Source organism: Amycolatopsis sp. CA-161197 (genome assembly GCF_050942255.1).
Taxonomy (GTDB): domain Bacteria; phylum Actinomycetota; class Actinomycetes; order Mycobacteriales; family Pseudonocardiaceae; genus Amycolatopsis.
The window spans coordinates 10215547-10240972 of the sequence record NZ_CP192059.1 but is presented as its reverse complement, the minus strand read 5'-3'; the positions used below and the strand labels follow the sequence as shown (position 1 = coordinate 10240972).

The window sequence follows — 25426 nt, the reverse complement described above, 5'->3', positions numbered from 1 at the left end:
TGCACAGGGGGCGATCGGTGTGGCCGAGGCTTCCGCGCGCTCAGCAGACCTGTCGCCGTGGCCGCAGGGAACAGCGGAAGAAGCGTGGGCCAGCGGATCAGACGTGAAGCGAAGCCCGGAGCGTCACGCGTGGGCGTCGTCCGGTTCGTCCACCGGGCGGCGCATTTCCTGGCGGTACCGAAGCACCCCGTACCCCGTGCCCAGGACGAAGAACGCCACCGAGACCCACAGGGCGGCCGTCTTCAGCCAGGGGAGGGCGTCGAGTAGGCCGGCGCCGTAGTAGCCCAGCAGGACGAGCGTGGGGACCCACAAAAGGCCGCCCAGGCTGGTGGCCGCGAGAAACCGCCGGGGGTCCATGCGGGCGGCGCCGGCGATGAGCGGCGCGAGGGTGCGGATCCACGGGATCCACCGGGCCGCGACGATGGCGAAGAAGCCCTTGCGGTCCAGGAAGCGTTGGGCGCGGTCGAGGTTGTGGCGGTTGAGCACCTTGCCGCCGCGGCGGGCGATGAAGCGGGTGCCCGTACTTCGGCCGATGTAGTAGCCCACCTGGTTGCCGCCGACGGCCACTACGAGTGCGGCGCCCGACAGGAGCCACGCGTTGGCGTCGGAGCCGTGCTGGGCGAGGACCACGCCGGCGCCGAACAGCAGGGAGTCGCCCGGCAGGAAGAGGCCGACGATGAGCGCGCATTCCACGAAGACGAAAGAAAGCACGATCACCCAGACGAGCAGCGGACCGGCGGTGTCCAGCCAGCTCACGCCGACGCCGGCGGCCTCGATGCTTGCGGGGTTCACGCGAAGAGCCTACGTGGCCGCGATCGCCGGAAAGAAGGAACCATCGAATCCAGCCTTCCGGTCACTTTCGGTATTCCTGGAATGAACTGCGCGTTCACCAATGGACCAAACGAACGAGCCGCCCGGGACAGTTCCCCGGGCGGCCCGATTCTCGAAAAACCTCTAGAACTGTGGCAAGGACTCGCCTTGCACCGCTTCGATGTCCAGCTCCACCTTGACCGTGGTGCCGATCGCGGCGACGCCCGCGCGGACCATCGCGCTGTAGTTGATCGCGAAGTCGTTGCGGTGCAGCTGGGTCTCGGCGTGGAACGCGGCGCGCACGCCGCCCCACGGGTCCGGGCCGTGGCCCTGGTAGCGCAGGTCGAGCTCGACCTGGCGGCGCTCGCCGTGCAGGGTCAGCTCGCCCAGCAGCGCCCAGGTGTCCGTGCCGCGCTGCGAAATGCCCGTGCTCTCGAACGTGATCAGCGGGAAGGCCTCCACGTCGAGGAACTCGGCCGAACGCAGGTGGTCGTCGCGCATCTTGATGCCGGTCTCGATGCTGCCCGCCTTGATCTCGGCGCGCACCGTCGAACGCTCCACCGGCCGCGTGATGTCGATGCGCCCGCCGACGTCGGGGAAGCGCACCTTGATGCTCGCGATGCCCATGTGGCGGGCGGTCGCGACCACCGAGGAGTGCACCGGGTCGATCGTCCACGGGCCGGCCGGCGGCAGCTCCACGGCCTCGGCCACGGGGGCCAGGGCGATGTCGCCGAGCAGCCCGGCGCCGTCGGAACCGACCTGCACGGTGCGGGCCATCGGCGTGTACCCCGGCGCCGTGATCACGGCGGTGTAGACGCCCGGGGGCAGCGGATCGGTCGCCACCGCCCCCTTCGCGTCCGTGACCTGGCGCGCGATCTGACGGCCGTTGAGGTCGGTCACCGTGAGCACGGCGTTCTCGACCGGCCAGCCGCCGTTGGCGCGGAGCTGTGCGCGCAGGCCCCCGCTCATGAGCGGTCGACCAGCTCGTCGAGCGCCTGGTCGTAGCTCAGGCGCACGTTGTGCTCGGCCTCGCCGTCGGTGAGCGTCACCTGGCTGGTGGCCGGCGGGTAACCGCTCGCCACCACCGTGTAGGCGCCGACCGGCAGGTCGCTCACCACGTACCGGCCTTCACCGTCCGTGCGCGCGACCGCCGCGACGTTGCCGTTCGCGTCGAGCACGGTGATCCGCGCGTCCGGCACGATCCGGTCGCCCTCGGTGCGCGCGATGCCCTGCATCAGCACGGCGCCGGCCAGCTCGACGTCGTGGCGCACCACGCCGCTGTCGGGCACGGTCAGGGTGACCGCCACCGGGCGGTAGTGCGGGCCGCTCGCGACCAGCGTGTACTGCCCGGCACCGACGCCGCTGAAGGTGTAGACGCCGTCGTCGGCCGTGATGAACGCGCCGTTGACCTCGCCGCGCGAGTCGGTGAGCGTCACGGTGGCGTTGGCCAGCGGGGAACCGATCCCCACGGACCGCACGACACCCGTCAGCTCGCCCGAGCCGGTGAGCGTCACGTCGAGCTTCGCCGGCCCGCCGCCGACCACCACGCTGGAGGCCTGCGGCTGGTGGCCGGGCGCGGCCACGATCAGCACGTAGGTGCCCGGACCCTGCGTCGGCACGGAGTAGCTGCCGTCGCCGTTGCCGGTCGCCCGCGCCACCTGACGGCCCTGCTGGTCGATCAGCGTCAGCGCGGCGGCACCGACGTGGCTGCCGTCCTGCCGGCGCACGTGCCCGGTCACCGGGGGACCGCCCGCGCCCAGCGGCACGTCGATGCCCGCACCCGCGGCCGAGTTGGTGATCGGCATGGGCAGCGAGCCCGAAATCGCCTGCGGGTCGCCGTGACCGTTGCCGTTCATCGAGTGCCTTCCGCCTGCGCCGACGAGAACGGGTTCCCGCGGCTGTTCTTCGAAGAGCGAGCCAGGCTTGGCCGCCTGGTCGACGATGTCCGTCGGCGTCTCGTCCTCCTCGAGCAGCGCCTCGCCGCCCTCGACCGCCGCGGCGGCCGGGTTCATGCCCGCGAGCGGGATTTCCTTCAGGAAGCACAGGACGATCGTGGCCAGCAGCGCGACCGCGCCGGCGACGTAGAAGACCGTGGTGATCGAGTCGGTGAAGCCGATCAGGATCGGGGTCTTCAGCGCGTCCGGCAGCGTCTGGATGACGCTGGTGTTGGTCTGCAGGTCGGCCAGCTGCGCACCGGCACCGGCCGGCGGGTTGCCGCCGAACGCCTTGGTGATGTTGCCCGGCAGCACGTTGAACAGAATCGTCAGGAACACCGCGACACCGGCCGTACCACCGATCTGGCGGAAGAACGTGGCCGACGCCGTGGAGGCGCCCATGTCGCTGCGCGGACCGGCGTTCTGCACCGCGATGACCAGCGTCTGCATGCACTGGCCGAGGCCGAGGCCGATGATGGCCGCGGCGACCAGCGGGTGCCACAGCGGCGAGTTGTACTGCACCTGCGCGAAGAAGAACGCGCCGCCGGCGATCAGCAGGGTGCCGACGATCGGGAACACCTTGTAGCGCCCGGTCTTCGACATGATCCGGCCGGAGCCGATCGAGCTCAGCATCAGGCCGCCCATCAGCGGCAGCATCAGCAGACCGGACTCGGTCGGCGTGTAGCCCTGAACCACCTGCATGAACTGCGGGATCATCGTGATCGCGCCGAACATGGCGACACCGACGATGACACCACCGATGATCGCGACGGTGAACGTCGAGTTCTTGAACAGCCGCAACGGGATCAGCGCGGCGTCCTTCATCAGCTTCTCGACGAGGATGAACGCGACGATGCCGACGCCACCGATCACGTAGCAGATGATGGCCTTGAAATCGCCCCAGCCCCAGGTCTGGCCCTGTTCCGCGACGATCAGGAACGGCACCACGGCCACGACGAGCGAAAGCGCGCCCCACCAGTCGATCTTGTGCTTCTGTGGCACGTGCGGCACGTTCAGCACCTTGGCGACCACGAAGAGCGCGACGATGCCGATCGGCACGTTGATCAGGAAGACCCAGCGCCAGCCGGAGATACCGCCGAGGGTGTCGAAGCCGGCGAAGAAGCCGCCGAGCACCGGACCGAGCACAGTGGACAGACCGAAGACGGCGAGGATGTAACCCTGGTACCGCGGGCGTTCGCGCGGCGGCACCACGTCACCGATGATGGTCATGGCCAGCGACATCAGACCACCGGCGCCGAGGCCCTGCACCGCGCGGAACGCGGCGAGCTCGTACATCGACTGCGAGAACGTCGAAGCCAGCGAACCGGCGACGAAGATCGAGATCGCGGCGAGGTAGAACGGCTTGCGGCCGTAGATGTCCGAGAGCTTGCCGTAGATCGGCGTGACGATCGTCGACGTGATCAGGTACGCCGTGGTGGCCCACGCCTGCAGGTCGAAGCCGTGCAGGTCGTTGGCGATCTTGACGATCGACGTACCCACGATCGTCTGGTCCAGTGCGGCGAGGAACATGCCGCACATGAGCCCGCTCAGGATCGTGACGATCTGGCGGTGGCTCAGCCGCGGCACACCGGCCGCGTCCACGACGGGTGCTCCCCCCCGTTGCTGAGGTTGTTTCTCGACGGTGGTGCTCATGCTGTTCCTAGGCCCCCTTGGAGTGCACCGAATCCGCCGGCGCGGAGTCGGTCATGTCTGGAAAGTTGTTCTCGATACCGGTGTTGAGCCGCCCGAACAGCTCGTTGAGGGTCTCGCGATCCTCCTGGGTCCAGTCGCCGAGGACGTCGGCGAGCCAGAGGTTGCGCTGCTTGCGGTTCTCGTCGAAGACCCGCAGGCCTTCGGCGGTGGGCGCCAGCAAGCAGGCGCGGCCGTCTTCGGGGTCGGCCTGACGTTCCACCAGTCCGTGCTGCACGAGCGCGCTCGACTGCCTGCTGATGGTGGAGATTTCGGAGTGCAGGAACTCGGCGAGCTTGCTGGTGCGCTGCGGTCCCTCGTGGATGAGGCAGAAGAGGATCGCGTACGCGGCCCGCTCGATGCCGTCCGGACCCTGCTTGGAGACCTGGGACTTCGCCTTGGTGATCAGGCGCATGAAACGGACCAGCTCGTGTCCGAGCTGGTCGGCCAAGTCGAGCCCGTCCTTGGGCCGGGTGGCGGCGCTGTTCGGTGCCATTCGGTCGATCTTTCTCGCGGTGAAACGAACCGTTGTTTGGCGGCTGCAACTAGTTGCCTTAAGCAAGAGTGTGCCTGATCCGTGCTTCGCGCAAGCTCGCGGACCCCGGTTGTGTCGCATCACACTTTAGTTGTTGCATGCAAGCAGATATTCACCGGAGGGTGTTCGTCCGTTTTCTCCCGAGTCCGAAGGCCCTGGTCACGGTCCCGGGGAACAAGACGGAGCGTGCCGGGTTGGATAGGGGTATGACCGACGACACACCGCTGTACGACCTCATCGGCTCCCGGCGCAACGGCGTGCTGGCCACGCTCAAGCGTGACGGGCGGCCCCAGCTGTCCACCGTCAGCCACTACTTCGACGCCGCCGAGCGCAAGATCCTCGTGTCGATCACCGAGACGCGGGCCAAGACGAAGAACATGCGCCGCGACCCGCGCGTGAGCTACCACGTCGGCAGCGAGAACGGCTGGTCGTACGCGGTGGCGGAGGGCAAGGCCGTGCTGACGCCGGTCGCCGCCGCCAAGGACGACGCGACCGTGGAGGCGCTCATCGAGCTGTACCGCAAGATCGGCGGCGAGCACCCCGACTGGGACGAGTACCGCGCCGCGATGGTGGCCGACCAGCGGCTGGTGCTCACGATCAACGTCGACCGCGTCTACGGGCTCGCGCGCTGACGGGAGTCACGCCGGGCAAGTCGCCATCCGGCTGAAATTTGGAAATTCTATTCCGCACTGCGGAGATATCTGTGCTTACGATGAAGCCATGAGCACTGACGTCCTCCTGCAGCGACTACGCGACGAGCTCGGCAAGGAGGCCGTGCTCACCGATGCCGACGTGACCGCGAGCTATTCGCGCGACATGATGCCGCTCGCCGATTCCGGGAAACCGCTGGCGGTGGTGCTGCCCGCGGACACGGCGGGGGTGCAGGCCGTGGTCAAGGCGTGTGCCGAGGCGAAGGTGCCGGTGGTGCCGCGCGGGGCGGGCAGTGGCCTGTCCGGCGCGGCCAACGCCATCGACGGCTGCGTGGTCCTGGTCCTGACCAAGCTCGACGAGATCGTGGAGATCGACCCCGGCAACCGCCTGGCGGTGGTGCAGCCGGGCGTGGTCAACCTCGACTTCCGCACCGCCGTGGAGAAGCACGGCCTGTTCTACCCGCCCGACCCGTCGAGCTACGACTGGTGCACGATCGGCGGCAACCTCTCCACCAACGCCGGCGGTCTGTGCTGCGTGAAGTACGGCGTGACCACCGACTCCGTGCTCGGCCTCGAGGTCGTGCTGGCCGACGGGTCGCTGCTCAAGACCGGCCGCCGCACCGTGAAGGGCGTGGCGGGCTACGACCTGACGAAGCTGTTCATCGGCAGCGAGGGCACGCTCGGCGTGATCACACAGGCCACCGTGGCGTTGCGCCCGTTGCCGCAGGCGCCGGCGACGCTGGTCGCGGGCTTCAACACCACGGAGGCGGCTGGCGAGGCCGTGGCGCGGGTCGTGCGCGAGGGACTCGTGCCGTCGCTGCTGGAGATCATGGACGCGGCGTCGATCAAGGCGGCGGAGACCTACCTCAAGACCGACCTCGGCGCCGGATCCGACTGCCAGGCGCTGCTGCTGGCGCAGTCCGACGTCGGTGGCGAGGCCGCGTTGCGCGAGCTCGCCGTGCTGGAACAGATCTGCGCCGACTGCGGCGCCGACCTGGTCTACGCCACCGACGACCTCGAAGAGGGCAAGATGCTGCTGCAGGCCCGGCGCGTGGTCCTGACCGCGCTGGAGACCTACGGCATCTGGCTCACCGACGACGTCAGCGTGCCCCGCACCCGCATCGCCGAGCTGATCCGCGGCTGCGAGCAGGTGAGCGAGAAGGTGGGCCTGAAGATCGCCGTGGTCGGCCACGCCGGCGACGGCAACATGCACCCGACGATCGTCTACGCGCCCGACTCCGAGGACGAGTTCGCCCGCGCGCGGCAGGCGTTCGACGACATCCTGGAGATCGGCCTCTCGCTCGGCGGCACGGTGACCGGCGAGCACGGCGTCGGCAAGATCAAGCGCGATTGGCTGGCGCGCGAGATCGGGCCGGTCGGGATGCGGGTGCACCGGCAGATCAAGCAGGCGCTGGACCCGGAGAACGTGTTCAACCCCGGTTCGATGTTCTCGATGACGGACTGAGTTTTCACGCAAAACGGCGCCGGTCCCCTGCTCGGGGCCGGCGCCGGTTTGTGCGTCCAGGTCAGTCGCGCACGCGCGGGATCCGCTGCGTGACCTCGGCGGCGTTCTCCTCCGGCGCGCCGACGCGGGCCTTCTTCTCGCGGCGGCCCTTGAGGTACTCGAACAGGATCGGGACCACGGACACGAGCACGATCAGCACGAAGATGGCGTCGACGTTGTCGCGGATGAAGCCGATGTTGCCCAGCAGCGAGCCCAGCACCGTGATGCCCGCGGCCCAGACGATGCCGCCCAGCACCGTGTAGGTGAAGTACCGCTTCGGGTCCATGCGGCCGATGCCGGCGATCCAGGTGATGAACGTCCGCACGAACGGCACGAACCGCGCCAGCACCACGGCCTTGGGCCCGTGGTGGTCGAGGAAGGCGTGCGTCTTGTCGACGTACTCCCTCTTGAAGAACTTCGAATCCGGCCGGTTGAACAGCTTCGGGCCGACGAAGTAGCCGATGTAGTACCCGCAGACGTTGCCGAGCAGCGCCGCGGCCGTCACCAGCACGCACACCACCCACAGGGGCGCCTGCAGCGTGCCGTTGGCGATGAACAGGCCCGCCGTGAACAGCAGCGAGTCACCCGGCAGCACCGGGAAGATGCTGCTCTCGATGAAGATGATCAGGCAGAGCACCGCGATGACCGGCACGGTCAGGCCGGACAGCAGCTGCTCCGGGTCCAGCCACGACGGCAGGATGGACATGGTCGTCACTGTGCTCTGGGCGAGAATCACACCGAAAACGGTACAGGGTGACGCTGAGTGCCTTCACAGGGAGAACCACCGCAGGTAATGGGGGTTTTCCGGAATTGTCAGACGAGCGTGAGCAGCCCGATGACCGAACCAGCGGCCAAACCCAGCAACAGCGCCAGCAGCAGGACCCAGTGCGCGGGCAGCGGCGCGGGGCCGGGCGCGGCCTGGCGCACCGTCGCCGGGTCCGGTGCGGGAACCGGCCGAGCACCCGAGGCGACCGGCGCCGTCCGCTGGCCGGAGGCGTCGTCAAGGGCCGCGCGTTCGCGTTCGAGGGAGTCGGCGCCCGCGCCGGAGAGCAGGCCGTAGCGGGGCGGGAGCTCCTCGGTGGGGCCGGTCGCGCCGGCCGAGCCCGGGGCCGCCGAGGTCTCGGGGGCGGGCTGCGAGCTGGTGTGCGGGGCGAACACGGCCTGGGCGCGCAGGGCGTCGGCGAGCAGTCGCTCCGGGTCCTTCGGCTCGCTCATCCCTCTCCGTACTTCCCCGCGGGCGGCCCGCGTAGTCGCTTACGTGCTCAAGGTAGCCCGGCCGACCTCGGCGACCCACTCGCCCCGGCGCAGCACCCGGACCGGCCGCAGGTCGTCGTCGAGGATCACGACGTCGGCGGCGAGGCCCGGCCGCAGCGAACCCGTGCGGTCGGCGATGCCCAGCAGCTCGGCGGGCCGGCCGGAGGTTGCCCGGACGGCGTCGAGGACACCGAGTTTGGCACCCTTCACGAGGTTGCGGAAGGCGTTGTCCATCGTCAACGTGCTGCCGGCCAGTGATCCATTGTCCAGCGTCGCCACGCCGTCGTGCACGTCGACCTCGAGGCGGCCCAGCGTGTAGCGGCCGTCGGCGGCGTCGGTGGCCGACATGGCGTCGGTGATCAGCACGGTCCGGCCGCGCCCGGCGTGCTGTGCGGCCAGGCGCACCACGGTCGGGTGCAGGTGCACGAGGTCGCAGATGAGCTCGACCGTCACGCGCTCGTCGTCCAGCAGCACGCCGACCGGGCCCGGTTCGCGGTGGTGCAGGGGGCGCATGCCGTTGAACAGGTGCGTCGCCACGGTGGCGCCCGCGTCGATGGCCGGCCCGAGCTGCTCGGCGAGGCCGTCGGTGTGCCCGATCGCGGCCGTCACACCCGACTCGGCGAGCTGGCGCACGGCCTTCACGCCGCCGTTGAGCTCCGGGGCGAGCGTGACCATGCGGATCGCGCCGGCGCCCGCGCGCAGGAGCTTCTCGACGGTGCCGGTGTCCGGTTCACGCAGCGTGTCCGGATCGTGCGCACCGCAGCGGGCGCGCGAGATGAACGGGCCTTCGAGGTGGATGCCGGCGAGCTCGCCTTCCTGCACGAGCTCGCGCAGCGCCGCGATCTGCTCGGTCAGCAGGTCGATCGGGTCCGAGACCAGGCTCGCGAGCGTCGTCGTGGTGCCGTGGCGCCGGTGCGCGCGCACGGCCGTGAGGATCTCGTCGGGGTCCAGAGTGGAGAACGAAGCGCCGCCACCGCCGTGGCAGTGGGTGTCGACGAACCCGGGCACCACGAGCGCTCCGCCCACGTCGACGACCTCGGTCTCGGGGCCACCCGGCGGCGTCCCCGTGCCGACCGCGGCGATCCGCCCGTCGGACACGGCGAGCCAGCCGTCGTCGAGTACGCGGTCGGGGGCGACGACCCGGCCGCCCGTGATGACGAAGTCTCCGGCGTGCTTCACGCCCTCCAGCATATATTGGTCTGGACCAGACATGGCTACGCAACTCGGTGATCGAGATTGGTCCACCCGGGTCACTGTGGGGTCTGCATCGCCTTCTGCAGGGCCTCCAGCGCCCGGCTGGCGGTCGATTTCACCGTACCCTTGGAGATGCCGGCGGCCTCGGAGATCTCGGCCTCGGACAGCCCTCCGTAGTACCTCAGCACCAGCACCTCGCGCTGGCGCGGCGGGAGCTTCGAAAGGGCGCTGACCACGGCTTGGTGCTCGCTCGACAGCATCGCGAGGCTCTCCGCGGACCGCGCGTTCACGGCGTGCGGAGGCACGTATTCACGGGCGGTTTTCCGCCGCCGCAGCACGCTGCGTGAGCCGTTGACCACGGCCGTGCGCAGGTAGCCGACCGCCGCGGCCGCGTCGCGCAGCCGGCCCCAGTTGCGGTGCAGACCGGTGAACGCCTCCTGCACCACGTCCTCGGCCGTGGCCGGTTCGTCGACCAGCAGGATCGCCAGCCGCACGAGCCGCATCCGGTGCTGGCGGTACAGGTCCTCCAGCGTCAGCGGTGCGGCCGGCTGCTGCGGCGGCACCGGCCCGTCCATGGTCCGCAGGTGCCCGAGGGTCGCCTCGACACTGCGTTCCGCGTTGCCCTCCAGCATGTACCCCTGCCTGCCTGTTCTCGACCCCTGTGGTGCCCCTGCGCCGAGCTGCTGACGCAGCCCTAGCGTATCGGGTGAGCTCGGCCCCGCCACTGGTCGGATGCTGGGACCACGAGGTGTTGCCCGGTAGCGTCGGCAGCGTCACCAACGCACCCACCCGGGAGATCCACATGGCCTGGTACCTGGTCGAAATCCGTTACGTGCAGGAGAAGGTGGCCGACGTCCGGCCCCGTCACCGTGAGTGGTTGAGCCAGCACTCCGCCGAAGGCCGCGTGGCCGTCGCGGGACCGCTCGCCGACGGCTCCGGTGGTCTGGTCCTGTGGCAGGCCGAGGACGAGGCGGCGCTCGAGGAGCTGATCGGCAAGGACCCGTACCAGCTCGAAGGCGTCGTCGCCGAACGCTCGATCCGGGAGTACAAGCCCGCGCTCGGCGCTTGGGTGCCGCAGGTGTAGCACCTACAGCTCCAGGACGGCGGGTCCGCGGTCCACGCAGATCCGCACCGACCCGCCGTCCGGGGTCGCCACGGCACACGTGCCGCAGAAGCCCTGGCGGCAGGAGAACGCCACGTCAGGCAGCACTTCGCCCACCACGTCGAGCGTCGAACGGTCGGCCGGCACGGCGAGCGTGCGGCCGCTGCGGCGCAGGACCACGGTGTACGGCCGTCCGCCGACGATCGGCGGGGTCGAGAAGCGTTCGAAGTACACGGCCCTGGCGCCGGTGAGCTCCAGGTCCACTCGGACGCCGGTGATCATGGGCGTCGGCCCGCAGCAGTAGACCGAGGCGCCGTCGGGGACACCTTCGAGCAGTTCCGCGCCCGAGGCGGGGATGCCGTACTCGGTGTCCGGGCGCAACCACACGCGATCCTCGGGCAAATCCGAAAGTTCTTCCACAAACGGCATCGACGCGCGGCTGCGTCCCGTGTAGACGAGCCGCCAGTCGACACCGCGGGCCTCGGCCGCGCGGACCATCGGCAGGATCGGCGTGATGCCGATGCCGCCGGCGATGAAGACGTAGGACTCGGCGGCGACGAACGGGAACGCGTTGCGCGGTCCGCGCACGTCGACCTTGGTGCCGGGTTTGAGCGTGTGCACCTCACTCGACGCTTCGCCGATCCGCCGGACGGCCACGCGGTAGTGCGTGAGGTCGCCGGGGTCGCCGCAGAGCGAGTACTGCCGGACCAGCCCCGACGGCAGCCTGAGGTCGAGGTGCGCGCCCGGCCGCCAGCCCGGCAACGGCTCGCCTTCGGGCCGCGTGAGCCGCAGGGACACGACGTCGTCGGCCTCGGGCCGGACGGTGGTCACGACCAGCGGTAACGTCCGGTCCACGGCCTGCACGGGCGGACGGCGCCGGCCGGAGTAGCGGGCGAGCTGCCGGTAGACCGCGCCGACACCGGCCAAAGTGGACATCAGCCGGTCGCGGCGGCCCGAGCCGTCGAGCCGCGGCGGGAAGTCGGGGATCACTTCGGTGCGGTCACTTCGGAGCGTCGGCCGCCCGGGCCGCGGGTGAGCTCGCCAGGTACGCCACGGCCTGGTCGGTGTTGCCGGTCTCCGTCGGGTGGTACGAGCGCCGGAAGTACGGCCGGATCTCCCGCAGCAGCTGGCGCGGCGCGGGCACCACGCCCTTCTTCGCGGCCTTCAGGTACGCGCGCCAAGACGCGCGCCCCGGCCGCGTCGGGTCGTTGCGCATGAGGAACTTCGTGCCCCGCACGAAAACCCACGCCAGCGCCGGCGTCACCACGGCCATGCTGCGCACGCGGCGCGAGTAGCGGCCGTCGAGGTGGCAGAACAGGTCGTAGGCCACGGACCGGTGCTCGACCTCCTCGGCGCCGTGCCAGCGGAGCAGGTCGAGCATCGTCGGGTCGGAGCCGGCGGCGTCGAGCGCCTTCGCGTCGAGCACCCACTGGCCGAGGAACGCCGTGTAGTGCTCGATCGCGGCGATCAGCGCGAGCCGTTCGACGAGCCATTCCTCGCCGGCGCCCGGACGATCGCCCAGCAGGCGACGGAACAGCCACTCCATCTGCGCGACGTACGGCCGCACGGGCAGGCCCGCGGCTTCGAGGTGCTCCGCGGCGCCGTCGTGGGCCTCGGCGTGCATGGCCTCCTGGCCGATGAAGCCGAGGACGTCCTCCTTGAGGCGCTCGTCGCGGATCAGCGGCACGGCCTGCTTGAAGACCTCGACGAACCAGCGTTCGCCTTCGGGCAGGGCGATGTGCAGCACGTTGATGCTGTGCGTGGCCTGCGGTTCGCCGGGGATCCAGTGCATCGGCAGCGCGGCCCAGTCGAACTTGACGTCACGCGCGTGCAGCACGATCTGTTCGTGGTCGGCCGAGTTCACGACGGCCTCCCGGACAGCTCGTAGTCACTCGGCTCCACGCGGCGCGTCTCGAGCCAGTACTTCCACGTGAAGCCGGGCCAGATCGTGCGGTTCACGCCCTTGGCGTCGAGGTACCAGCTCGTGCAGCCGCCCTGCGTCCACACGCCCTTCACCAGCTTGTCCTGGATCTCGTCCTGGAACCGGTCCTGCACGGACGGGCGCACGTCGAGCGCGGCGGCACCGTGGGAGTCGGCGAGCTTGATCGCGTCGACGACGTAGCGCGACTGCGACTCGATCATGAACACCACGGAGTTGTGGCCCAGCGCGGTGTTCGGGCCCAGCAGGAAGAACAGGTTCGGGAACCCGGCGACGGTGATGCCCTTGTGCGTGCGGATCCCTTCCGTGGCCCAGGTTTTCGCGAGGCTGCGGCCTTCGACTCCGGTGATGTCGAGGTACTCCAGCGCATCCGTGACGTGGAAGCCGGTGCCGTAGACGATCGCGTCGACCTCGTGCTCCACGCCGGCTTCGTCCACGACGCTGTTCGTGCGCACCTCGCGGATGCCGTCGGTGACCACGTCGACGTTCGGTCGGTCGAGGGCCGGGTAGTAGTCGTTGGAGATGAGCACGCGTTTGCAGCCCATGGTGTAGTCCGGCGTCACCTTGCGGCGCAGCTTCGGGTCGCGGATGCCCTTCGCGATGTGGCGGCGCGCGATCGATTCGGCCGCGTGCATGAGCTTCGGGTGCCCGTTGAAGCCGATCGCGCGTGCTTCGAGCAGCCAGTACAACGCGTTGCGGTACAGGCGTTGCGTGCCCGGCACGTAGCGAAACAGCTGCTTCGCCCAGCCGGGCATCGCGTGGTCCGGCTTCGGCATGATCCACGGCGGCGTGCGCTGGAACAGCGTCAGCTCGGCCACTTCGGGAGCGATCTGCGGCACGAACTGGATCGCGCTCGCTCCCGTGCCGACCACCGCGACCTTCTTGCCGCGCAGGTCGAACTCGTGGTTCCACTGCGCCGAGTGCCACGTCCGGCCCGTGAACTTCTCGATCCCCGGCAGCTTCGGGATCGACGGGATGTGCAGCCCGCCGACGCCGGAAACCAGGAACTGCGCGGAGAACTCGTCGCCGCTCTTGGTCTCGACGGTCCAGCGGCGCTCGCCCTCGTCCCAGTGGGCGCCGGTGATCTCCACGCCGAACCGGATCCGCTCGCGCAGCCGGTACTTGTCGGCGACGCCCTTGAGGTAGCCGAAGATCTCCGGCTGCGGCGAGAACGAGCGTGACCAGTCGGGGTTCTGCTCGTAGGAGAACGAGTACATGTGCGACTGGACGTCGCAGGCGCACCCGGGGTACGAGTTGTCCCGCCAGGTGCCGCCCACTTCGTCGGCCTTCTCCAGGATCACGTAGTCCCGGATGCCGGCCTTTTCGAGCTGGATCGCCTGCCCGAGCCCGGAAAACCCGGTGCCCACGATCACGACCTTGAACCGCTCGGTCATCTGTCGGCCTCCGCTGCGCTGGGGGTCTGCCGCAGATGACGTTACCTCAAGTAACAGTTACTCGAAAGTACCTGCTACCCGCTAGTACGTTCCGCCGAGCTTCGTGTGGTCCCACGAGACGACCTTGGTCGGGTGGAAGATCAGGCCGATGCGCTTCGGGGCCTGGCGGCCGATGAACTCGCTGAGCTCGGCGGGTACGGGGTCGCCCGGCTTGGCGCCCGCGTAGCGCTGCATGAGCGTGATGCCCATGCGGGTGACCTCGTCGGTGTCCTCGACGATCTGCACGTCGGACTCGATCGAGACACCGCGCAGCTTCTCGTAGGAGTCGCCGCTTTCGATGAGCACGGTGGCCTCCGGCAGGCGGCGCAGGTTCTTCGCCTTCTGCGAGCTGCCGTACGTCCACGTCGCGACGCCGTCCTCGTGCGGGAAGTACCACAGCGGTGCCAGGTGGGGCCGGTTGTTCGGCCCGACCGTGGCGACGTTGATGACCTTCTGCTCGTCGAGGTAGGCCCGGATCTCCTCGGGCGTCATGCGGATCTGGTCGCGACGCGACATGTGCGGCTCCTCTAGCTCTTCCCGGTGGCCGCGCGGCCGCCGTGGCCGGTCACCGCCGACTCGTACGCGCCGCGCTTTTCGATGTCCTCCAGCGCGGCCTTGTCCGCCGCCGGCACGCGGGCCCGCGAGCCGAGCTCGATGATCGGCGGCAGGAACGCGCGCAGCAGCTTGAGGCCGCCGACCCAGCGTGGCACGTGGATCGTCCGGGCGCGCTTGAGGATGCCGGCTTCGAGGTCGTCGAGCGCCACGTCGAGCGGGTACGTCTTCCCGATCAGTCCCGGCATCGACGCCCGCAGCTTCCCGAACACCGGGTGCGCGTCGGCGCTTTCGACCAGGTCCGTGCGGATCCACGTGGGGTGCGCGACGCCGACCTTCACGCCCAGGTGCGCCACCTCGGCGCGCAGGCTGTTGGAGAACGCTTCGACGCCCGCCTTCGCGGCCGCGTAGTTCGCCATGCCGGGCGCGTGGGTGATCGCGGCCAGCGACGAGATCGCGAGCAGGTAGCCGCGCCGCTCGATCACGTGCGGCAGCGTCACGCGGAACGTGCGCCACACCCCGAGCAGGTCGACCTCGATGACCTTCTCGAACGCCCGCGGGTCCACGCTTCGCACGAAGCCGGCCGTGGCGATCCCGGCGTTGGCGATGACGATGTCGATCCCGCCGAAGTGCTCCACCACGCCCTGGGTGGCCGCTTCGAGATCGTCCCAGCTGGTCACGTCGGCTTCCCACGCCTTGGCGTTCGGCCCGATCTTCTCGGCGACCTTCGCCTGCTCGTCCGCCTCCAGGCCGACCAGTGCGACCTTGGCCCCACGCGCGGCCAGCCGCTCAGCCAGCCCGGCCCCGATGCCCCGCGCGGCCCCGGTGATCAGCACGACCTTGCCGTCCACGTTCTTGACCACTGGTGCCCTCCTCGGCGTGCGTTTCCGCTTGTGGAGGGGACGGTACCCCAACCTACCCGGGGTAAGCTACTTATCGGTAGGTTGCGGTGGGTGGTTGGGTACGGGCATGGATGACGCACCCGTGGGGGATCTCGACCAGCCGTTTCTCGACGCCGCGGCGGTCTGTTCGACGTTGTTGCGGCTCGACGTCGTCCGGGAGCGCTGGGCCGAAGCCAGCGCGTTGCCGGAGCTTTCGGTGGGTGCGCTGGCCTGCCACCTCGCGCGCCAGGTGACGCGCGCGGCCGAGCTGCTCGCGGTCCCGTCGACCCTGCCGGTGCTCGCCGCGGTCGACGAGCACTACGCGCGCGCCGCCTGGGTCACGTCGACCTCGCTCGCCGATCAGGCCAACGACCGCACCACCGACGACGCCGAGGCCGAGCGTGGTTTCGACTGGATGCTCGCGCGGTACGACGACGACCGCGCCGTGGTCGCGCGGCTCTTGCGGGGCGAGGCGGCGGAGCGGGTGGATCTCCCGTGGCAGGGCTGGTCGTTGTGCCGCAACGACTTCCTGCACACCCGCCTGCTGGAGCTCGTCGTCCACTCCGCCGACCTCGCCGCGAGCGTCGACCGGCCGGCGCCGGACTTCCCCGACGCGGCCTTCGCACCCGTGCTCGCGTTGCTGTCCCGGCTCGCCGTCCGCCGGCACGGTCAGGGCGCGGTCGTCAGCACCCTGACCCGCCGGGAGCGGGCGCGGAACATCAGCGCGTTCTAGACCGACGCCTTGCTCAGCATCTCGACCTCGACACCCGTCAGCTCCAGCTCCACCGACGCCACGAGGTCCGTGAGCTGCTCCGGCGTCCGCGCGCTCGCGATGGGCGCGGCGACCGTCGGCTGCACGCGCAGCCAGGCCAGTGCCACCGAGGCGACGGACGCGCCGTGCGCCGAGGCGATCGAGTCCAGTGCGGCCAGCACGCGCTCGCCGCGGTCGTCGAGGTACGCGATCGCGCGCGGGGCGCGGGGCGAGTCGCCGGGCTCGTCGGCCGAGCGGTACTTGCCGGTGAGGAAACCCTTGGCCAGCGCGAAATACGGCAGGGTCGAGAGGCCCTCGCGGGAGACCGTCGGGGCGAGGTCGTTCTCGTAGTCCCGCTCCACCAGGTTGTAGTGCGGCTGCAGGGCCACGTAGCGCGCAAGGCCTTCACGGTCCGAAATGGACAGTGCCTCGGTCAGCCGCTCCGCCGAGTAGTTCGACGCCGCGATGTAGCGCACCTTGCCCGCGCGCACGAGCGAGTCGAACGCCGACAGCGTTTCCTCGAGCGGCGTGTCCTGGTCGTCCCGGTGTGCGTAGTACAGGTCGATGTGGTCGGTTTGCACGCGCCGCAACGAATCCTCGGCGGCGGCCGTGATGTTGGCCGCAGACAGACCCGGGCGCTGGTCCCATGCGCCGACCTTCGTGGCGACCACGATGTCGTCGCGGCGGCCGCGCTTGGTGAGCCAGTTGCCGATGATCGTTTCCGAACCGCCGCCACCGCCGTACACGTCCGCGGTGTCGAGGAAGTTGCCGCCGGCTGAAGCGTAGGCGTCGAGAACCGCGTGGGAAGTCGCTTCGTCCGCGGTGAAGTTGAAGACGTTGCAGCCGAGGTTGAGGCCGTAGACGTCGAGGTCCGAGTTGCCGAGCTTGGTCATGCCACGAAACTACAACCGAGACCCGGAAGAATCCGCCGGGCGACGGGTGTTGGGATGGTTATGGCTATCGAACTGGGCAGGATCGGCATTTGGCGCAGCGCCACGCAGACGAACGGCGAGTTCGCGGCGGAGGTGGAGAAGCTCGGCTACGGCGCGGTGTGGCTCGGCGGCTCGCCGGGCGGCGACCTGGCGATCGTCGACGAGCTGCTCGGCGCGACCGACCACCTCGCCGTCGCGACCGGCATCGTCAACATCTGGGCCGACACGCCCGAGTCCATCGCGAAGGCGTTCCACCGCATCGAGGCGAAGCACCCGGGCCGGTTCCTCCTCGGCATCGGCGCGGGCCATCCGGAGGCGACGCAGGAGTACAAGAAGCCCTACGCCGCCCTCGTTGAATATCTCGACGGCCTCGACGCGGCGGGCGTCCCGCAGGCGTCGCGCGCGCTCGCGGCGCTGGGCCCGAAGGTGCTGAAGCTGTCGGGCGACCGCACCGCCGGCGCGCACCCGTACCTGACCATCCCGGAGCACACGCGCTCCGCCCGCGAGATCCTCGGCGCGGGTCCGCTGCTCGCCCCCGAGCACAAGGTCGTGTTCGACACCGACCCGGAGCGCGCGCGGGCGCTCGGCCGCAAGACCGTGCAGTTCTACCTGCAGCTGTCCAACTACACGGCCAACCTGCGCAAGCTCGGCTTCACCGAGGAAGACCTCGCCGGCGACGGCAGCGACCGCCTCGTCGACGCCCTCGTGCTGCACGGCGACGCCCCGGCCATCGCGGCGGGCGTGCGCGCGCACCTCGACGCGGGTGCCGACCACGTGAACATCCAGGTCTTGAACGAGGACCCGTTCCCGGCATACCGGGCGCTGGCGGCGGAGTTGTTCTGAATCGTTCCACGTGAGGATGTCCATAGGCGTTCCAAATGAGGTGGACCGGCCCACGCGGCCGGTCCACCTCGTACGATGCGGCTGAGAAGCCAGTCAGTTCCGAGGAGGAAACGATGCCCATCGCCACCCCCGACGTCTACGCGGAGATGCTCGACCGGGCCAAGGCGAACGAGTTCGCCTACCCGGCCATCAACGTGACCTCGTCGGAGACCGTGAACGCCGCGATCCGCGGGTTCGCCGAGGCGGAGAGCGACGGGATCATCCAGGTCTCCACCGGCGGCGCCGAGTTCGCCTCCGGCCAGAAGGTCAAGGACATGGTCACCGGCGCGTCCGCGCTGGCCGAGTTCGCGCAGGTCGTGGCGGCGAAGTACGACGTGAACGTCGCGCTCCACACCGACCACTGCCCGAAGGACAAGCTCGACGGTTTCGTCCGTCCGCTGATCGAGATCTCGGCCGAGCGCGTGAAGAACGGCCAGAACCCGCTGTTCCAGTCGCACATGTGGGACGGCTCCGCGATCGACCTCGACGAGAACCTGCAGATCGCGCAGGAGCTGCTCGCCAAGACAGCCGCCGCGAAGATCATCCTCGAGGTCGAGATCGGCGTCGTCGGCGGCGAGGAGGACGGCGTCGCGCACGACATCAACGAGAAGCTCTACACCGCCGAAGGCGACTTCCTGAAGACCATCGACGCCCTCGGTTCGGGCGAGAACGGCCGCTACCTGCTGGCCGCGACCTTCGGCAACGTCCACGGCGTCTACAAGCCCGGCAACGTCAAGCTCCGCCCCGACGTGCTCAAGGGCGGCCAGGAAGCGGCCGCCAAGAAGCTCGGCCTCGACGCCGGCGCCAAGCCGTTCGAGCTGGTCTTCCACGGCGGCTCGGGCTCGCTCCCCGAGGAGATCCGCGAGGCGGTGACCTACGGCGTCGTCAAGATGAACGTCGACACGGACACCCAGTACGCCTTCACCCGCCCGATCGTCGACCACTTCTTCAAGAACTACGACGGCGTGCTCAAGATCGACGGCGAGGTGGGCAACAAGAAGGTCTACGACCCGCGCTCCTACCTCAAGGCCGCCGAGGGTGGCATGGCGGCTCGCGTGGTCGAGGCTTGCCAGGCCCTGGGCTCGGCCGGGACGAAGGTCAAGTAAGACCTTGGTCTGAAGTCTGGTCTGGTTGCACGTGAAACGGCCCTTCCCTTGGGTGTCCCGAGGGAAGGGCCGTTTTCTGCACTTGGCTAGGCGACCAGCTTCTCGGGGGTCACCTTCCGCCGGGCGGTCCAGCGGCGCGTGACCGGTCCGGCGCTCGCCCACAGCACGAAGACGCCGACCAATGCCACCACCACCGTCCAGTACGCCACCGGCGGCGCGGACTCCGTGTGCGCGTCGCCGAGGAACCAGACGCGGAACTGCGACTGCAGCCACAGCGCGCCGTAGCCGAAGGCCGTCACCAGCAAGGCCCCGATGGCCGCGGTGATGACGCGATGGCCGGCGCCGATCGTGAACGCCAGATCCACGGCGAGGCCGACGGCCAGCAGGTAGAACGGCACCGTCGACACCGGGAAACCCAGCCCCAGCAGCAGCGGCCACATCACGCACCGGTAAGCCACGTAAGCACCGGCCACCGCCAGCGCGGCCCAGCGGAACCGCAGCGTGTGGCGGGCGAGGGCGAGGATGAGCGCCATCACCGCGATGCCCCACAGCGGGTAGACCCACTCCGGGATCGGCATCGTGAAGTGCAGGATCGCCGTCCGGTCGACGGGGTGCCCGATCTGGTTGGCGGCAAAGCTCAGCAGCGAAGGCTCGGCCTCGGGCGCCCCGCGCTCCCACGCGCGGAGGCCGAGGATGCCGTACTCCTGCTGGCCGTTGGGGAAGAACGTGTTCTCCAGGAAAAACGCCCACAGCGCCAGCAGCACGCCCGTCCGGAAGCGCCCCGGCGGTGCGAGGCGCAGCCAGCCGAGCAGGACGCCCGCCTGCATGATGCCGGTGCCGAGGTACAGCATCATGTGCGACGGGCTCCACGCGGTGAGGTCGAGGCCGTTCACGCGGTGGTTGATCACGTCGAGCGGCGCCGCGACGAGGAACACCACGAGGCCCGTCTGCATCAGCCGCAATGACGGTTTGTCGCAGCCCAGGCCCGTGTAGCTGTGGATCGCGACGAGCACGATGATGATCACCGTGCCGACGGTGTTGATCAGGTGCGGGGGCGCCAGGTCGTCGCGCAGCCACCTGAAGTGCCACGACATGTCCCACGACGAGCCCAGCAGCTTGAACCCGAACGCCGCCAGCCACATCCCGTAGCAGAATCGCAGCACCCACGCGGGCGTCGGCTGTCCGGCCGCCCCTCGGTGCCAGTGCCGCCGGAAGAACAGCCGGGTCTTCCCGACCGGGCTCCGCGGGATCACGTCTACCTGCGTCATGGTCGTCATCATTCCCGGCGCGCGGGCAGCGGTGGTGCGGAAGGTGCCAAACCGCGCGAAAACCGGGGTTCACCCCTACGGGTGGCGGATTTGCCTCCGCGGCCTTTTTCACGGCATGGTGTCGCGCCATGATGCCGAAACGCGTTGTCGCCGCAGTCGTCGTCGCCGCCCTCGTGCTGGCCGGCGGAGGCGTGCTGACGAGCCTGTTCCTCTGAGCGCGCGGCAGAATGTCGGTATGACGCACAACCTGCTTGGCCCCGAGCCGACGTTGCTGCCCGAGCACACCGCCGCCCAGGCCGCCCTGGACGCGGGCACCGACCCGTCGGCCGTCGCCGCCGAACACCCCGACTTCAGCGCCGCGTGGGCCGCCCTCGCAGAAAAGGCCCTCGCCGACGGCGAAACCGTCGCCGCCTACGCCTACGCCCGCACCGGCTACCACCGCGGCCTCGACCAGCTCCGCCGCGCCGGCTGGAAGGGCTTCGGCCCGGTGCCGTGGTCGCACCGCCCCAACCAGGGCTTCCTCCGCGCCCTGGCCGCCCTCGGCCTCGCCGCGGGCCGCATCGGCGAAACCGACGAGTACGACCGCGTGAAGACCTTCCTCAACGACTCCGACCCAGCCGCGGGCGAAGCGACGGGCCTGAAGTAAGCCAACCGGCGGCGGCTGGCCCCCACCTCGAACCGGGTGGGGGCCAGCCGCGCCTCCGCGGTGGCGTTCCTTCGGGTGATCTCCGGTGTGAACGTAAGTGTTCCCAGTTGGGGACACTTTACTTTCTGTGAATGAAAACCACCGCCATGCTCACGCCGCGGATTCGCACCCTGGGTGCATCCCTTCGCGCGGCGCGGGTTGGTGCGCACTACGGCGTTCGTGAGCTGGCCCGCCGGATCGGGGTGAGCCCGTCGCTGGTGGTGCATTGGGAGCTGGGATCGCGGGTGCCGACAGCCGAAGATGTGTCCGGGGTGCTGGGAGCGCTCGGTGTTGTCGGTGACGAGAAACAGCGCATTCTCAACTTGGCTCACGGAGCCGCCGAACAAGGATGGATCGCCTACGGCCGCCCGGGAACGCCGAACCAACTGCATTGCCTGGTGGCGTGCGAGCAAGCCGCGAAGGCGATGGTCGAGTGGTCGCCGCTCGGTATTCCGGGACTTCTCCAGACCTCTGACTACGCGCGGGCGCTGCTCGAGTCGACCGGGCTGGCGGCCGCCGAGGTCGAGCGTCGCATTGCGGTGCGGCTGGAGCGGCGGAAGCTCATTGTCGACGTCGACCCGCTGCCGTTCGAGGCTCTGGTCGGCGAGGCCGCTCTGCGGGACACAATCGGCACTGCGGCCACCATGGCCGGGCAGCTGCGCTCACTCGCGAGTTTGTCCGCACGGCCGACGATCACCGTCCGAGTGGTGCCCTCGGGCATCGGCTGGCACCCCGGTCTCGCGGGGCGGTTCATCCTCTACACCATCCGCGACTCGCGACCGGTGGTCTACTTCGAGCATTTGAGCTCAGGTGCCTTCGTGGCCGATGACTACGATGTGCGGCAGTACCGCGCGGCTATCGAGGGGATCCGCAAGGTCGCACTCGACGCGGCCGATTCCGCCGCGCTGGCTACTCGGCTTGCGGAGGAGATCGAGGAACGTGGCGGAGACCAGGTGGCGCAAGAGTAGCTACAGCGACAAGGAAGGCGCCTGTGTCGAAGTCGCGCTCGATCGCGCCGCCGTTCTCGTGCGTGACTCGAAAGCGCCGGCGCTGCCTGGCCACAGCTATCCCGCCTCGGCTTGGCAGGCGTTCGTTCGCCACCTCCGCTGATGTCGAGCCCCGCGCCGCGTGGGAGGCCGCGGAAGTGGCCCGTGGCGGAGCAGCGGGCCAAGGTGGTGCGGGCGGCGACCGAGGCGGTGGCGCGGCACGGGTTCGAGGCGGCGACGATCGAGGAGATCGCGAGGGCCGCCGGGGTGTCGCGGCAGTCCGTGTACGAGCAGTTCGGGGAGCGCAAGAGCCTGTTCGCCGCGGTGGTCGCCGACGCGGAGGAGAGGGCGTTCGAAGTCGGTGGGGTGCTGAGGCTGCAGACCCAGGCGGCGGATGTGATCGAAAGGCTGCGCTAGGTCCGGCCGAAGCTCGGGGGAGGAAGCCGGCCGGACCCCGCGTGGACCCTATGCGACGGCCGCGAGCTCCCGGACCGGCGAGGAAACCGCGCCGATCACCCGGTTGCGGCCGCCGTGCTTCGCCGCGTACACGGCGGCGTCGGCGGAAGCCATGACTTCGTCGACGCTCGTGCCGTCCACCGGGAACGACGCGACGCCGATCGACGCCGTGCGCTCGGAGATCTCGACGGCCGCGCCTTCGTTGGTGTGCGTCGCGATCACGAGCTCGCTGATGCGCTGGCGGATGCGCTCCGCGGTGACGATCGCGTCTTCCTTCGACGTCGACGGCAGGAGCGCGACGAACTCTTCGCCACCGAAGCGGCCGACGAGATCGTGGGCGCGGGTCTCCTGCTTGACGACGGCGGCCACGGCCTTGAGCACGTCGTCGCCGGCGAGGTGGCCGAAGGTGTCGTTGATGGACTTGAAGTGGTCGAGGTCGATCATCAGCGCGCCGAAGCTGCCGTTTTCGCGCTCGGCGCGGGAGACCTCGCGCTGCGCGCCGTCCTGCCAGGTGGTGGCGTTGAGCAGCTGGGTCTTCTGGTCCGTGGTCGCGAGCTCTTCGAGGCGCTTGATCAGCACCGAGCGCTGCAGCACGTACAGGGGCAGGATCACCAGCACCGACAGCAGCGGTTCGCTGGTGAGCACCATGGTCAGCAGACCGCCGACGCACAGGATCGACGCCTCGAGGAGGTTGTCGTCCATCGTGCCGAAGCAGGACGCGGGGGTCGCCTCCGCCGGGTCGGCGAGGTACAGGCCGAGACCGGTGAGCGCGGTGTTCACGACGAAGTAGCCGAGCGCCGCGGCGGCGACCATCGCGACACCGTGGCTGCCCGCGAGGTGACCGCCGAGCGCGGCGCCGAAACCGGACAGGATCATCGTCGTCGCGTTCGCCGCGACGCGGTGGGCCTCACCCGGACGGGTGCCGTGCCAGCTGCGGAACGCGAGGTAGCCGTAGAGCAAAACGGCCAGTCCGGCCACGAGCTGCGGCGGAACCAGCAACGCGGCGGGCAGCAGCCACACGGACGTCACGTTGATGTGCGGGCCCCGGCTGAGCATCCGGCGCTGGCGCTCGATCTGCCGGGTGATCTCGGTCTGAGCGACGGCCAGGCCCGTGATCAGCGCGAACAGCTCCAGCTGACCCGTCGTGACGGGCACCAGCAGGCTGCTCACGACCGCCAGAACGACGGCGACGGCCATGCTCGTCAGCGTGACCGCGATCCACCGTCGCGGCCGCGACCACAGCGCCCACCCCTTGACCGCAGCGACCGCGCCCTGCCCAGACCGTTCCCCCGATGTGACCATTTTTCCCCCAAACCCTTGCGCGAGTGTCCGGTGACAATCTCCTCACGCACAGTTTCGGGCCGTTTGCCGCCTGTCCACAAGAGCCTTAGGTGTGTACCTTTTTCCCGAACACGCCGGATGAAGGGTGACCAGCTATGCGCAGCAAGGATCAGTGACCGCGTAGCAGCACCGCAAGGTCGCGCAGGTCAGAGCCCACGCGCCGAGCATGTCACGCATGCTCGGCGCGTGTGGCTTCCTTCGCCGTACCCTCGCTCGTCCGGCCGGAGAACGTCCGCTGCCACATGATCGTTAGCGGAATCGTAATCAGAAGTCCGACCAACCCGAAGATCCCGACAGTCGTCTGGGCGGTCAGGTGGTCGGCGATCACTCCGCCGATCAGGGGAACCACGCCCATCGTGGTCGTCAGGCCCGTGTTGGACAGGCCCATCGTCTGCGCCCGGGTCTCGTCCGGCACCGCCACGGTGAGCGAAGCCGTGGCTTGCAACAGCGCGATCGTGCCGAAACCGCCGGAGATCACGAACAGGATGATCGACGCGACGGGCCCCGGCTGCAGGAAGCAGAGCAGGAGCGGGATCGCGGCGAGCGCCGTCATCGGCCCGATCAGCTTCGGCCGCACCTCGGCGGGTACCCAGCGCGTGTAGATGAAGGTGAAGATCACGCTGCCCACCGGGTCTGCCGCCAGCAGCAGGCCGATCACCTCCGGGCCGCCGCCGGACGACGCGACGTACGGCGCCGCGATGCCCTCGTACACGGGCATGAAGCCGGCCAGCCAGGTGAACAGCATCAGCGAACGCAGCGCCGAGGTCGCGAAACCGACCTTGCCGCCCGCGCTCAGCGACGCGAGGAACGGCTTGCGCTTCTCCCCGGTCGCGGCCGCTGGGCGCGCCTTCACGCCGAAGCGGATGAACAGGGCCGAGAGCACGAAGGTGCCGGCGTCGAGGACCAGCGCCAGACGCGGGTCGAGCGCCAGCAGCAGCGCGCCACCGCCGGCGAAGCCGAGCAGCTGCGCCGACTGCACCGTCATGCTGCGGATGCCCATGCCGACCACGAACCGGTCGCCTTCGAGCACCTGCGGCAGGAGAGCCAGCTGCGACGCCTTGAACGGTGGGTTCAGCAGCGAGACGCAACCGACGAGCACGCACAGGACCCAGAACGGCAGCCCGGGGATGGCCACCAGCAGGATCAGCGCGGCCCGCGCCGAGTCGACCGTCACCATCACGGTGCGCCGGGAGAAGCGGTCGGCGATGCCGGTGAGGAAGATGCCGCCGAGCAGGGACGGGAAGAACGTCAGCGCGTAGGTGAGGCCGGTGAGCGTGGCCGACTGCGTGGTGGCGTAGACCAGCACGGACAGTGCGACGCGGGCCAGCTGGTCGCCGGCGATCGACAGCAGCTCGCCGAACCACATCGCGCGGAACTCGGCGACCCCGAAGACCTCGCGGAACGTCACCCGTCCCGGTGCTGCCGTCATGCGTGCTTCTCCCCGACATTCGTGTGCGGACGGTTCCGCACGGTGATCAGGCGGTGACCTTAGGACCTCGTGGTCACGAGCCAATCACAAAACGTGAGTTGCCAAGGTCAGTG

27 protein-coding genes are annotated in these 25426 nt (G+C 69.6%); 10 read left to right on the top strand and 17 right to left on the bottom strand.

Annotated elements, in window-relative coordinates; translation table 11 throughout:
- Positions 1-123: 123 nt before the first annotated feature.
- The 4 genes from ACQPXB_RS48520 to ACQPXB_RS48505 all read right to left on the bottom strand — a co-directional run bounded on the left by ACQPXB_RS48520 (position 124) and on the right by ACQPXB_RS48505 (position 4929).
- Positions 124-792, bottom strand: coding sequence for a DedA family protein (locus ACQPXB_RS48520; RefSeq protein ID WP_360598142.1), 669 nt, complete (start codon positions 790-792; stop codon positions 124-126).
- Positions 793-954: 162 nt separating this feature from the next.
- On the bottom strand, positions 955-1779 hold the full coding sequence (locus ACQPXB_RS48515; RefSeq protein ID WP_366580256.1) for a YceI family protein: 825 nt from the start codon (positions 1777-1779) through the stop codon (positions 955-957).
- Positions 1776-4397, bottom strand: a complete 2622-nt coding sequence (locus tag ACQPXB_RS48510) for an MFS transporter (RefSeq protein ID WP_432848825.1) — start codon at positions 4395-4397, stop codon at positions 1776-1778. Before ACQPXB_RS48510 ends, ACQPXB_RS48515 begins: the two co-directional genes overlap by 4 nt.
- Positions 4398-4404: 7 nt before the next feature.
- Positions 4405-4929, bottom strand: a complete 525-nt coding sequence (locus tag ACQPXB_RS48505) for a MarR family winged helix-turn-helix transcriptional regulator (RefSeq protein WP_285971553.1) — start codon at positions 4927-4929, stop codon at positions 4405-4407.
- Between the two features lie 245 nt (positions 4930-5174).
- On the opposite strand from ACQPXB_RS48505, the gene ACQPXB_RS48500 reads away from it, so the two are divergent.
- Together ACQPXB_RS48500 and ACQPXB_RS48495 are read left to right on the top strand one after the other, a co-directional pair.
- Positions 5175-5600: a PPOX class F420-dependent oxidoreductase gene (locus tag ACQPXB_RS48500; protein ID WP_366580260.1), complete on the top strand. Its 426-nt coding sequence runs from the start codon at positions 5175-5177 to the stop codon at positions 5598-5600.
- Between the two features lie 88 nt (positions 5601-5688).
- Positions 5689-7083, top strand: coding sequence for an FAD-binding oxidoreductase (locus tag ACQPXB_RS48495; RefSeq protein ID WP_386944193.1), 1395 nt, complete (start codon positions 5689-5691; stop codon positions 7081-7083).
- 61 nt (positions 7084-7144) lie between these two features.
- On the opposite strand, the gene ACQPXB_RS48490 is transcribed toward ACQPXB_RS48495, so the two are convergent.
- The 4 genes from ACQPXB_RS48490 to ACQPXB_RS48475 form a co-directional block, all read right to left on the bottom strand.
- Positions 7145-7858: a DedA family protein gene (locus ACQPXB_RS48490; protein ID WP_366580262.1), complete on the bottom strand. Its 714-nt coding sequence runs from the start codon at positions 7856-7858 to the stop codon at positions 7145-7147.
- A gap of 77 nt (positions 7859-7935) precedes the next feature.
- Positions 7936-8337 carry a hypothetical protein gene (locus ACQPXB_RS48485; RefSeq protein WP_366580263.1) on the bottom strand — a complete coding sequence of 134 codons (402 nt, stop codon included), beginning with the start codon at positions 8335-8337 and terminating at the stop codon, positions 7936-7938.
- 39 nt (positions 8338-8376) lie between these two features.
- Positions 8377-9567: an N-acetylglucosamine-6-phosphate deacetylase gene (nagA, locus tag ACQPXB_RS48480; RefSeq protein ID WP_366580265.1), complete on the bottom strand. Its 1191-nt coding sequence runs from the start codon at positions 9565-9567 to the stop codon at positions 8377-8379.
- A gap of 59 nt (positions 9568-9626) precedes the next feature.
- Complete coding sequence (locus ACQPXB_RS48475; protein ID WP_285971557.1) at positions 9627-10202, bottom strand: SigE family RNA polymerase sigma factor; 576 nt, start codon at positions 10200-10202, stop codon at positions 9627-9629.
- Positions 10203-10372: 170 nt separating this feature from the next.
- Here ACQPXB_RS48475 and ACQPXB_RS48470 point away from each other — a divergent pair, with 170 nt between their 5' ends.
- Positions 10373-10654, top strand: a complete 282-nt coding sequence (locus tag ACQPXB_RS48470) for a YciI family protein (RefSeq protein ID WP_432848821.1) — start codon at positions 10373-10375, stop codon at positions 10652-10654.
- Positions 10655-10657: 3 nt separating this feature from the next.
- Here ACQPXB_RS48470 and ACQPXB_RS48465 read toward each other — a convergent pair whose 3' ends face one another.
- The 5 genes from ACQPXB_RS48465 to ACQPXB_RS48445 form a co-directional block, all read right to left on the bottom strand.
- On the bottom strand, positions 10658-11608 hold the full coding sequence (locus ACQPXB_RS48465; protein ID WP_432857156.1) for a PDR/VanB family oxidoreductase: 951 nt from the start codon (positions 11606-11608) through the stop codon (positions 10658-10660).
- 64 nt (positions 11609-11672) lie between these two features.
- Positions 11673-12536, bottom strand: a complete 864-nt coding sequence (locus ACQPXB_RS48460; protein ID WP_432848820.1) for a metal-dependent hydrolase — start codon at positions 12534-12536, stop codon at positions 11673-11675.
- Positions 12533-14005 carry a flavin-containing monooxygenase gene (locus tag ACQPXB_RS48455; protein WP_432848818.1) on the bottom strand — a complete coding sequence of 491 codons (1473 nt, stop codon included), beginning with the start codon at positions 14003-14005 and terminating at the stop codon, positions 12533-12535. Before ACQPXB_RS48455 ends, ACQPXB_RS48460 begins: the two co-directional genes overlap by 4 nt.
- An 81-nt stretch (positions 14006-14086) precedes the next feature.
- A complete protein-coding gene (locus tag ACQPXB_RS48450; protein ID WP_432848816.1) occupies positions 14087-14560 on the bottom strand; it encodes a pyridoxamine 5'-phosphate oxidase family protein in 474 nt (157 codons plus the stop codon).
- Positions 14561-14571: 11 nt separating this feature from the next.
- Positions 14572-15459 (bottom strand): SDR family oxidoreductase, encoded by an 888-nt coding sequence (locus ACQPXB_RS48445; protein ID WP_386944204.1) that lies wholly within the window; start codon positions 15457-15459, stop codon positions 14572-14574.
- 106 nt (positions 15460-15565) lie between these two features.
- Here ACQPXB_RS48445 and ACQPXB_RS48440 point away from each other — a divergent pair, with 106 nt between their 5' ends.
- Complete coding sequence (locus tag ACQPXB_RS48440; RefSeq protein WP_432848813.1) at positions 15566-16210, top strand: maleylpyruvate isomerase N-terminal domain-containing protein; 645 nt, start codon at positions 15566-15568, stop codon at positions 16208-16210.
- On the opposite strand, the gene ACQPXB_RS48435 is transcribed toward ACQPXB_RS48440, so the two are convergent.
- Positions 16207-17121: an aldo/keto reductase gene (locus tag ACQPXB_RS48435; RefSeq protein WP_432848811.1), complete on the bottom strand. Its 915-nt coding sequence runs from the start codon at positions 17119-17121 to the stop codon at positions 16207-16209. The genes ACQPXB_RS48440 and ACQPXB_RS48435 overlap by 4 nt on opposite strands.
- A 60-nt stretch (positions 17122-17181) precedes the next feature.
- Here ACQPXB_RS48435 and ACQPXB_RS48430 point away from each other — a divergent pair, with 60 nt between their 5' ends.
- Both ACQPXB_RS48430 and fbaA read left to right on the top strand, forming a co-directional pair.
- Positions 17182-18003 carry an LLM class F420-dependent oxidoreductase gene (locus tag ACQPXB_RS48430; RefSeq protein ID WP_366580275.1) on the top strand — a complete coding sequence of 274 codons (822 nt, stop codon included), beginning with the start codon at positions 17182-17184 and terminating at the stop codon, positions 18001-18003.
- A gap of 113 nt (positions 18004-18116) precedes the next feature.
- The gene (gene fbaA / locus ACQPXB_RS48425) at positions 18117-19148 is read left to right on the top strand and encodes a class II fructose-bisphosphate aldolase (protein ID WP_432848809.1); all 1032 of its coding nucleotides are present in this window, start codon (positions 18117-18119) and stop codon (positions 19146-19148) included.
- Positions 19149-19234: 86 nt separating this feature from the next.
- Here the strand turns inward: fbaA and ACQPXB_RS48420 are convergent, their stop codons facing one another.
- The gene (locus ACQPXB_RS48420; RefSeq protein WP_432848807.1) at positions 19235-20425 is read right to left on the bottom strand and encodes a hypothetical protein; all 1191 of its coding nucleotides are present in this window, start codon (positions 20423-20425) and stop codon (positions 19235-19237) included.
- Positions 20426-20651: 226 nt separating this feature from the next.
- Here ACQPXB_RS48420 and ACQPXB_RS48415 point away from each other — a divergent pair, with 226 nt between their 5' ends.
- The 4 genes from ACQPXB_RS48415 (at position 20652) to ACQPXB_RS48400 (ending at position 22504) form a co-directional block, all read left to right on the top strand.
- Entirely contained in the window at positions 20652-21062 is a 411-nt protein-coding gene (locus ACQPXB_RS48415) for a DUF3151 domain-containing protein (protein WP_366580280.1), read from the top strand.
- 131 nt (positions 21063-21193) lie between these two features.
- On the top strand, positions 21194-22069 hold the full coding sequence (locus ACQPXB_RS48410) for a helix-turn-helix domain-containing protein (RefSeq protein ID WP_432848804.1): 876 nt from the start codon (positions 21194-21196) through the stop codon (positions 22067-22069).
- Positions 22041-22211 carry a DUF397 domain-containing protein gene (locus tag ACQPXB_RS48405; RefSeq protein ID WP_432848803.1) on the top strand — a complete coding sequence of 57 codons (171 nt, stop codon included), beginning with the start codon at positions 22041-22043 and terminating at the stop codon, positions 22209-22211. Before ACQPXB_RS48410 ends, ACQPXB_RS48405 begins: the two co-directional genes overlap by 29 nt.
- A gap of 41 nt (positions 22212-22252) precedes the next feature.
- Positions 22253-22504 carry a TetR/AcrR family transcriptional regulator gene (locus tag ACQPXB_RS48400; protein WP_432848802.1) on the top strand — a complete coding sequence of 84 codons (252 nt, stop codon included), beginning with the start codon at positions 22253-22255 and terminating at the stop codon, positions 22502-22504.
- Positions 22505-22552: 48 nt separating this feature from the next.
- On the opposite strand, the gene ACQPXB_RS48395 is transcribed toward ACQPXB_RS48400, so the two are convergent.
- Both ACQPXB_RS48395 and ACQPXB_RS48390 read right to left on the bottom strand, forming a co-directional pair.
- Positions 22553-23740: a GGDEF domain-containing protein gene (locus ACQPXB_RS48395; RefSeq protein ID WP_366580286.1), complete on the bottom strand. Its 1188-nt coding sequence runs from the start codon at positions 23738-23740 to the stop codon at positions 22553-22555.
- A 313-nt stretch (positions 23741-24053) separates the two neighbouring features.
- Positions 24054-25313, bottom strand: coding sequence for an MFS transporter (locus ACQPXB_RS48390; RefSeq protein WP_432848801.1), 1260 nt, complete (start codon positions 25311-25313; stop codon positions 24054-24056).
- Positions 25314-25426: the final 113 nt, after the last annotated feature.

What these genes read in the sequence shown, in the direction of transcription:
- ACQPXB_RS48515 (WP_366580256.1), bottom strand. Translation starts at nt 1,779, where the DNA reads ATGAGCGGGGGCCTGCGCGCACAGCTCCGCGCCAACGGCGGCTGGCCG.
- ACQPXB_RS48510 (WP_432848825.1), bottom strand. Translation starts at nt 4,397, where the DNA reads ATGAGCACCACCGTCGAGAAACAACCTCAGCAACGGGGGGGAGCACCC.
- ACQPXB_RS48505 (WP_285971553.1), bottom strand. Translation starts at nt 4,929, where the DNA reads ATGGCACCGAACAGCGCCGCCACCCGGCCCAAGGACGGGCTCGACTTG.
- ACQPXB_RS48500 (WP_366580260.1), top strand. Translation starts at nt 5,175, where the DNA reads ATGACCGACGACACACCGCTGTACGACCTCATCGGCTCCCGGCGCAAC.
- ACQPXB_RS48495 (WP_386944193.1), top strand. Translation starts at nt 5,689, where the DNA reads ATGAGCACTGACGTCCTCCTGCAGCGACTACGCGACGAGCTCGGCAAG.
- ACQPXB_RS48485 (WP_366580263.1), bottom strand. Translation starts at nt 8,337, where the DNA reads ATGAGCGAGCCGAAGGACCCGGAGCGACTGCTCGCCGACGCCCTGCGC.
- nagA (WP_366580265.1), bottom strand. Translation starts at nt 9,567, where the DNA reads ATGCTGGAGGGCGTGAAGCACGCCGGAGACTTCGTCATCACGGGCGGC.
- ACQPXB_RS48475 (WP_285971557.1), bottom strand. Translation starts at nt 10,202, where the DNA reads ATGCTGGAGGGCAACGCGGAACGCAGTGTCGAGGCGACCCTCGGGCAC.
- ACQPXB_RS48470 (WP_432848821.1), top strand. Translation starts at nt 10,373, where the DNA reads ATGGCCTGGTACCTGGTCGAAATCCGTTACGTGCAGGAGAAGGTGGCC.
- ACQPXB_RS48465 (WP_432857156.1), bottom strand. Translation starts at nt 11,608, where the DNA reads ATGTCCACTTTGGCCGGTGTCGGCGCGGTCTACCGGCAGCTCGCCCGC.
- ACQPXB_RS48455 (WP_432848818.1), bottom strand. Translation starts at nt 14,005, where the DNA reads ATGACCGAGCGGTTCAAGGTCGTGATCGTGGGCACCGGGTTTTCCGGG.
- ACQPXB_RS48450 (WP_432848816.1), bottom strand. Translation starts at nt 14,560, where the DNA reads ATGTCGCGTCGCGACCAGATCCGCATGACGCCCGAGGAGATCCGGGCC.
- ACQPXB_RS48440 (WP_432848813.1), top strand. Translation starts at nt 15,566, where the DNA reads ATGGATGACGCACCCGTGGGGGATCTCGACCAGCCGTTTCTCGACGCC.
- ACQPXB_RS48435 (WP_432848811.1), bottom strand. Translation starts at nt 17,121, where the DNA reads ATGACCAAGCTCGGCAACTCGGACCTCGACGTCTACGGCCTCAACCTC.
- ACQPXB_RS48430 (WP_366580275.1), top strand. Translation starts at nt 17,182, where the DNA reads ATGGCTATCGAACTGGGCAGGATCGGCATTTGGCGCAGCGCCACGCAG.
- fbaA (WP_432848809.1), top strand. Translation starts at nt 18,117, where the DNA reads ATGCCCATCGCCACCCCCGACGTCTACGCGGAGATGCTCGACCGGGCC.
- ACQPXB_RS48420 (WP_432848807.1), bottom strand. Translation starts at nt 20,425, where the DNA reads ATGACGACCATGACGCAGGTAGACGTGATCCCGCGGAGCCCGGTCGGG.
- ACQPXB_RS48415 (WP_366580280.1), top strand. Translation starts at nt 20,652, where the DNA reads ATGACGCACAACCTGCTTGGCCCCGAGCCGACGTTGCTGCCCGAGCAC.
- ACQPXB_RS48410 (WP_432848804.1), top strand. Translation starts at nt 21,194, where the DNA reads ATGAAAACCACCGCCATGCTCACGCCGCGGATTCGCACCCTGGGTGCA.
- ACQPXB_RS48395 (WP_366580286.1), bottom strand. Translation starts at nt 23,740, where the DNA reads ATGGCCGTCGCCGTCGTTCTGGCGGTCGTGAGCAGCCTGCTGGTGCCC.
- ACQPXB_RS48390 (WP_432848801.1), bottom strand. Translation starts at nt 25,313, where the DNA reads ATGACGGCAGCACCGGGACGGGTGACGTTCCGCGAGGTCTTCGGGGTC.